The 6783-nt window shown below is 44.3% G+C and carries 8 protein-coding genes; 1 reads left to right on the top strand and 7 read right to left on the bottom strand.

Translation table 11 applies throughout. The features are described from left to right. From VIP81_RS20980 to VIP81_RS21000, 5 genes are all read right to left on the bottom strand, one after another. Window positions 1-808: hypothetical protein (locus VIP81_RS20980; RefSeq protein WP_331965819.1), on the bottom strand; the 808-nt coding region annotated here is incomplete at its 3' end. A gap of 88 nt (window positions 809-896) precedes the next feature. Continuing rightward, window positions 897-1085, bottom strand: coding sequence for a hypothetical protein (locus VIP81_RS20985; protein WP_331965822.1), 189 nt, complete (start codon window positions 1083-1085; stop codon window positions 897-899). A 36-nt stretch (window positions 1086-1121) separates the two neighbouring features. Next, a complete protein-coding gene (locus VIP81_RS20990) occupies window positions 1122-1301 on the bottom strand; it encodes a hypothetical protein (RefSeq protein WP_331965825.1) in 180 nt (59 codons plus the stop codon). Window positions 1302-1500: 199 nt separating this feature from the next. Beyond that, window positions 1501-2244, bottom strand: coding sequence for a LytTR family DNA-binding domain-containing protein (locus VIP81_RS20995; protein WP_331965828.1), 744 nt, complete (start codon window positions 2242-2244; stop codon window positions 1501-1503). Between the two features lies 1 nt (window position 2245). After that, window positions 2246-4018, bottom strand: coding sequence for a sensor histidine kinase (locus tag VIP81_RS21000; protein WP_331965831.1), 1773 nt, complete (start codon window positions 4016-4018; stop codon window positions 2246-2248). Window positions 4019-4326: 308 nt separating this feature from the next. Between VIP81_RS21000 and VIP81_RS21005 the strand changes: the two genes are divergently transcribed. Beyond that, entirely contained in the window at window positions 4327-4773 is a 447-nt protein-coding gene (locus tag VIP81_RS21005) for an SRPBCC domain-containing protein (RefSeq protein ID WP_331965834.1), read from the top strand. 109 nt (window positions 4774-4882) lie between these two features. Here the strand turns inward: VIP81_RS21005 and VIP81_RS21010 are convergent, their stop codons facing one another. Together VIP81_RS21010 and VIP81_RS21015 are read right to left on the bottom strand one after the other, a co-directional pair. Continuing rightward, a complete protein-coding gene (locus tag VIP81_RS21010) occupies window positions 4883-6187 on the bottom strand; it encodes a hypothetical protein (RefSeq protein WP_331965837.1) in 1305 nt (434 codons plus the stop codon). Between the two features lie 141 nt (window positions 6188-6328). Then, window positions 6329-6783 (bottom strand): porin (locus tag VIP81_RS21015; protein ID WP_331965840.1); only part of this gene is annotated, 455 nt, incomplete at its 5' end.

The raw sequence follows: 6783 nt of genomic DNA on the forward strand, positions 1-6783 counted from the left end.
CTGTCCGGAAGCGCAGTGATTTCATCAGCTGGTCCAGCCTGGCTTCCAGGTGGGCGGGTAGTTTGTAGGGCACTGTTCTGTTGGGGCGCTGGTGATCGTAGTTCCGGAAATCGTCTTTAGTTTTGCGGTTATTCTGAGAAAAAATAGCCATCGAATAGCAATCGCCATCGAGATAAAAAGTTCGTATTTCCAGTTTTTTGATAATTTTTTCCTGTACCATCGAAGGAAAGAATTTCTCCGGCACCTGCTGCAGATTGGCTTTGTTAATGGTTTTGGTCAACATTTTATATTGTGTGCCGTCTGTGTCTTCGAGGAAAATACATTCGCTGACAGGTTTCACAATTAGTTCGGAGTAGCTCTCCAACAGCTGTGTAATGGCGGCTTTGCTCGTCACCACTTCTGTAAAAGGTGTACTAATGCCATATTTGCGGGCCAAACTTAATACATGTAATTTGTTCAGCTGATCTTCTGAGAGGGGATCATTCAGCCACTTTTGCCGGTCAATAGTATAAAACAACAATGAATAAAGGCCGTTAAATTCATCTATCAGAAAGCGTTTCAGGGTATACTGTGTATTAAAGTCCGGCTGTTTAAGGCTGTATTTTACAGGAAAGCTGTTGATTTTTCTCCGGTACCAAACAACACCAATATTGTTGTTGGCAGGCAAATCGCTGAGTTGTTGAAATTGGAAGAAGTCCTCGCCATTCACCCGCAGGAAGGGAATCTGCAAATGGTTCATCCACTGGCACACCTGATCAGTGGTGCCTTCCAGGTGCGATTGACTTAATATGAGGAGCTGTTGAGACATGGTATAAATTTGATGGCCGGGAGTAAGGACTGCCGGCCGTAACCGGCAGTCCTGTTGCTTCCATCAGAATGGTGGAAGTAGATATTGATTACTTATCACGTTTGTGGTCACACACGTATACATCCGGACCTGAATAATGCGTGGGGGTGTGAACAGTAGTGCCTGCCGCTTCGTCTGCCAATTCTGTAGAGAATTCTGCCTGAAGAGCTGCTCTGCCACCTTTAATTGTTTCCAGCGATTCAACTTTTTTTGCATTCAGTTTTTTCAACTTTTCCATAGTTTTTAATTTTTTGTGGTTTACGTTTAGGGGTGATTACTTGTTAGGGTCATTCCGGGTGTCGGTTACATAATGCTGACCATTCCACGATGCATAATTTTCCGTGGTTCTTTCCTGATCATCAACAGAGAATTCAGCAGAGAAAGCCATTCTGCCGCCTTTTACCGTTTCCGGAGATGCTACCTTTTTGGTAACCAGTTTTTGTAACTGTTTCATGTTATTGGATTTTAAATCTGGATTAAAATTAGGGAGGAGGCCCTGTTCCACAGCGGGGCAAGACATATCTGGCCGGTTGCGGTCCATATTCGTGGGGTTTGGAGGAATAACTGCGGAGAGATGCGTCGCATGACAAGGGGTAGAGCGCGGCTGGTTGGGGCTGGAGGGTATCAGGCAGCGGGCTAACAAACATTCCTGCCTACTTCCCCAGGGCTATTTTAACATACGGGCGATTAGGCTTTGATATCGGTATTTTATGGCCGTTGTTCATCAACAGCATCCCGCCATCTTCTTTGAGCCAGCTCTTTACGTAAACGGGATTCACCAAATGGGTTTGGTGTGTTCTTAAAAACCCATGAGGCTTTAGCAGGTCGGCGTATTCTTTCAATGATTTAGAAATCAGCATTTTTTCTCCATTGGAGAGAAAGAAGAAAGTATAGGTGTTATCGGCTTCACATCTCACAATATCATTTACCAATACATACCTGATTTCACTTAACTGGGGCAACGCAATTCTGGGCGTGTTTGTTTTAGGCAGATGTAATTGCTGCAGCAGAAATCCCAGCTGCTCGTTTTGTTGTTTATGCCTTACCCTGCTTTCTGCTTTCTGTACGGCGCTGGCCAGTTCGGCGGGGTTTACAGGCTTTAGCAAATAATCGAGTGCCGCAAACTTAACGGCCTGAATGCCGTAGTGATCATAAGCCGTTACAAAAATGACCTCCATCGACCTGTCTTCCAGCTTACTCAATAACTCAAAGCCGGTACTTTTCCCTAACTGAATATCCAGGAAAAGCAGATCTGGTTGATGTAGCTGAATAAGCGGCACAGCTTCTTCCTCCTGCATTACGCCTGCCAGCACCTTCACAGACGGACAGTGTTTTTCTAATAAAATTTGCAGGTTCTCTAAATTGGCCGGCTCATCGTCCACTAATATTGCCCTCATTTTATAGCCATTGGATTAAGGTAATTGTAATGGTGGTTCCTTTATCGTTTGCATCCATCAACAACACAAAGGGTGTATCCTGGTAAATAGTATTCAATAAAGATATCCTGTTCTTACTAAGTTGCAAACCCAGGCCTGTATAATTTTTCGTTACGTCAAATCCCTGGCCATTATCTGCTATTTTTATCATCAAATCATGTCCTTGTTGTACAAAGGAAATTGTTATGTTGCCGGCTGCTTTTTTAGTCGAAATACCATGTTTGACGGCATTTTCCACAAAAGGCTGCAGCAGCATGGCGGGGATTTCAATGTTATGTATATCTACCCCTTGGCCAACAACTATCTCGTAGTTAAATCCGAAACGTAACTGCTCCATTTGGAGGTAGTCTTCCAGTAGATTTTTTTCTTCATGGAGACTTATCAATTCTTTATTATCCAATACGTTTCTTGTTAGCCGGGCGAATTTTCCCAGGTAATGATTCGCTTCTTCTGTTTGTTGTTTGTTCATCAGGTGTTGGATACCAGCCAATGCATTGAACATAAAATGCGGATTCAGCTGGGAACGTACTGTAGCCAATTGGGTTCTGGCTACATCTTTCTGTTGCTGTTCTTCGCGGACCTTCTTTTGATTCTTCTTTCTGAGCCAGATCCACAGGCTGCCGATACTTATGCCAAAGAAAGCGCAGCCCACGAGACCAATCAACAGCAACGCTTTATTCGAAAACCATTTACCTGTTGTTAGAGGAGGAAGTACCATAAATTGATAGCTCCTGGCTTTTGCGGTAAGATAACTTACTGATCCCTCCCAGGTCACTACTTTTGGCTTAAAGGTAATTTCATAATAACCTGCCTTGTCCCAAAACTCTTTATACAGTGCAAACGAGCCATTGAATTCTCCCAAATCAATATTTTCAGTCTTGTTGTCGATTGTTCTTTTCAAACGGATCTGATAATTATAAGGGGTGGTTAGGTTTACAGAGTGGAAATCAATTTTCACCAATGAATCCGCCAATCTAAACCTGATATCTGTTAAGGTATCTGTTTCCAGGAAACTTACATCTGTAGATGCCCTGTCCTTGCCCAGCGAAACGGAAAGGATCGTACCTCCCCTATACCGGCTCATATAACCAACTGCCGCTGTAAAAATCAGGGGTCTTGGTTCCCGCCAATCAATGAGAATGGCGTCCCTGTCTTTATAATTTTTAACATGATAGATTTCAATTTGCACAAACTGTTTTTCCTGGTAAGGAATATTGCCAAGCAGGCAATAGGTTGCTTTACCATCGGCGGTTTGTCTGAAATCAGCAGGTTGCGTCCAGTCGGTCAGTTGTGTATTGTCGTTCCGGATAATGCGGTAGCGGTAATTTTTTGCGTTTTCCGGTGTGATATAGCCATCAATAACTTCCACAGATGAAGGCCCATCCACGAGTATGGTGTTTTTTGACAAGGTGCCCCATTGCCAGCGATTACCCCAATATATCTTTGATCCGGTAGGCTGCTGCAACCGCCATGCTAAGGAGTTTCTGGGGAATGTTGCTTCATATCTGCCGGCATACAATCCCCGGAAACCATTATCAGATAGTACATTCATCCGTTCCCGGCCCCTGATACGTTTCAATTGTTCGGCCGTAGCCCTGCGAATATCAACGTACTCATGGCCGTCAAATCTCACATATAAAGCGGAGTCACTGCTGTTAATATCGATATTTGTTTTGGGCTGTGCAAAAGCGGAAAGGTAGCTGAGCAATAAAATCAGCAGACTAATATTCTTCATCCTAATGATTGATTTCACTATTTAAAATGGCCATTTATTTTTCTGGTTCACCGGGTCCGCGACATTACTATTGGCGTTAAAGATAGTAATGCCGATGACAGTAAAATTCATTCATCTGGGTATCCTTTCCAATCTACAAATAGTAAGGAGGACGGTTGTCTTAGTATTAGTAAGCTCCGAAGCAGTATCCGCCTTTTTGTATTGTCCGAATCGCCCCTTGATATTGTCCATATCACACAGTCGCGAAGTCTGGCCCATTCGGTACTTTTGAATTGGCACAAATTTTAAATCCAAAAACACCCATCACTATGGCAGACATCTTGCACAGAATTGGCATCAAATCGGCATCTATGGATGCTGTTTATCAGGCATTAACCACCAGAGAAGGACTTGCACGCTGGTGGACAAGCAACACAGAAGGAGAAGGCGATCAAGTGGGCAATATCATCAAATTTCGCTTTGGAGCGGGAGGTTTTGATATGAAAGTGACCGATCTTACTGCGCCCAGTCATGTGCAGTGGCTGGTTGTTGATGGACCGGAAGAATGGATAAATACCACCGTTGACTTTGAACTGAAACAGGATGGCGATTACATCATTCTGCTTTTCAAACAGCTCAACTGGAAAGAACCCGTAGAGTTTATGCACCACTGCAGCACCAAATGGGCGGTATTTCTGATGAGTCTGAAAGCGTTGCTGGAAACCGGCAAAGGTACGCCCGATCCTAATGATGTTAAAATAGACAATTGGAATTAGGAGTTGGAGCGTTGCACATAATTACCATGCCTTCCTGCTGATTGTAAAATAGCGCATGGCCACCATTAGCAAAAACTAACGATGGCCATGCGTTATTTGCTACACACTACTAGGCGTGGGTTTTCTTCAGTTTTACCTCCACTTTTTCGCCGGGTTTACTTACTGTCACCACCTTTTTTACAACAGCACCGGCGCCGGTACTATAACTCCGGTTTACCGTATTGGCAGATGTGCCCTGGAACATCCCGTTGATATAATGGTCGGTATAGCCCACCACTTCGTCCTGGCTATAGGAATGGTCGTAGCCAAATTCGGTATACAACAGGTACTCGCCGGGCATGAGGTTTACAAATTCGAAATGCCCTTCGTCATCGTATACCTGTGCCGTTTTAATACATTGGGCGGCTTCATCCAGCAGTGCAATACCTTCCCTGCCTTTTTTACGTTGCGATTCGTTTACCTTGATCCATTCCTTGAAGTAATCGTTGTAAGGGATAAGGACCACTTGTGTGCCACGGGGAGCCACCTGCTTGGCCTGTATATTCATCACCTGCATTTTGGCCCAGATAGTACCGTTGTCGTTGTAATCGCGGGCAAACACCTGTCCGTTAATAATAGCGTTACCGCCTTTCACCATTTTCATCGTCGCTTCTTTATCGAACGGCGATTTGATGGAATTGAAATCTGCTTCCATATCCACCATCCTGATCTGCTGACCATTGCTCCATGAATCTATTTGCCAGAGCCGGCGGGTTTTCTTATCGATGTAAGAAATAGATTTTTCATCGGTAGAAGGTTCTACTACGGTCACTTCCCATACATCGTGCTTGCCGGTGTATTTACTAATCCAGGTGCTGTTTTTCACTTCTTCCACCACCGCTTTTTTCAGGTTATCGCTGTTGGTGGGTTTGTATTCATACACGGGTAACTCGGTACTATAGCCGGAAGTCAGCGGCAGCAGCGACAGCAGGAACGGATAGGTATAACTATCTATAAAATACTGGTTGCCTGTTTCCTGAATCTGTGTTTTCTTTCCTGTTTTCTTATCAACATAATAACCGGTAACATTATTCCCGAAATGCAGCACCATATCTTTTAAGGTGCTATGCGATGCGCGGTAAACAGGCTTGAAGTTATCAAGCTTAGATATGGAAGTATCCTTCCACTCTTCCAATCCGGCAAGCGCAGTGATAGTAGTGAGTGCCAGTTGATCGTTGGCCGCATTGATACCGATGGTAAAGGTGCCGATGGGCGCTTCGCTGCCATTATTTACAGCGTAACAGGCGAGGGTGTATTTACCGTTCTTCAGCAGTTTACTGTCGAATTTTTCCTGTGCCTGGCTCTCTCCTCCAATGGCGGTGAGGATAAGTGAGGCAGCAGAAATCAGGATAGCCGTACGAATATGAAAAAGCATGGTTCTGATAGTTTATCTAACAGAACAAAAATAGCATATTCAACAGGCCCGGTATATACCGGAATAACAGGAAATAAATCTACCTGTTTTCAGGTAGACGTGGTTGTTGCAGGGCAGCAGATCCAGGGAAATTGATACCCGCTACAAGGAGATATCCCATTGTAATCTGAATCGCCATTGACTCGCAGGCACATCACCTGTTTTGTCGTAATTAAAATAACTCACCTCGGCGGTTACTTTATTTTTATGTCCGTTAAAAAACCAGTTGGTAGCGATGGAAGTTTCCCGTTTCTTTGTTTGGTCTGCTTCTCTGTTAGGCATATAGCCGGCGTTACGGGCGGCAAGTTCCAATGGTTCGGGCCACCAGTTTATCGCCTGGTGGAAGAAATAACCGGCCTGCACATAATAGCCATAAAGATTATCTGTTTCGTCTTTATTCAATTTATCGACGATTTGTTTCCAGTGACATTCTGATTGCCAGCTGAAACCCTTGTACTTAAAAGCCGTTTCGAAGTTAACCTGATTTACACTATACTGCCCGGGGAGTCCATTTTCATAGCCTTCCAGCGATCCGCCTCCTGCCTGGGAAAAACGGG

This window comes from Chitinophaga sp. (genome assembly GCF_036566945.1).
Classification (GTDB): domain Bacteria; phylum Bacteroidota; class Bacteroidia; order Chitinophagales; family Chitinophagaceae; genus Chitinophaga.

What these genes read in the sequence shown, in the direction of transcription:
- VIP81_RS20985 (WP_331965822.1), bottom strand. Translation starts at nt 1,085, where the DNA reads ATGGAAAAGTTGAAAAAACTGAATGCAAAAAAAGTTGAATCGCTGGAA.
- VIP81_RS20990 (WP_331965825.1), bottom strand. Translation starts at nt 1,301, where the DNA reads ATGAAACAGTTACAAAAACTGGTTACCAAAAAGGTAGCATCTCCGGAA.
- VIP81_RS20995 (WP_331965828.1), bottom strand. Translation starts at nt 2,244, where the DNA reads ATGAGGGCAATATTAGTGGACGATGAGCCGGCCAATTTAGAGAACCTG.
- VIP81_RS21000 (WP_331965831.1), bottom strand. Translation starts at nt 4,018, where the DNA reads ATGAAGAATATTAGTCTGCTGATTTTATTGCTCAGCTACCTTTCCGCT.
- VIP81_RS21005 (WP_331965834.1), top strand. Translation starts at nt 4,327, where the DNA reads ATGGCAGACATCTTGCACAGAATTGGCATCAAATCGGCATCTATGGAT.
- VIP81_RS21010 (WP_331965837.1), bottom strand. Translation starts at nt 6,187, where the DNA reads ATGCTTTTTCATATTCGTACGGCTATCCTGATTTCTGCTGCCTCACTT.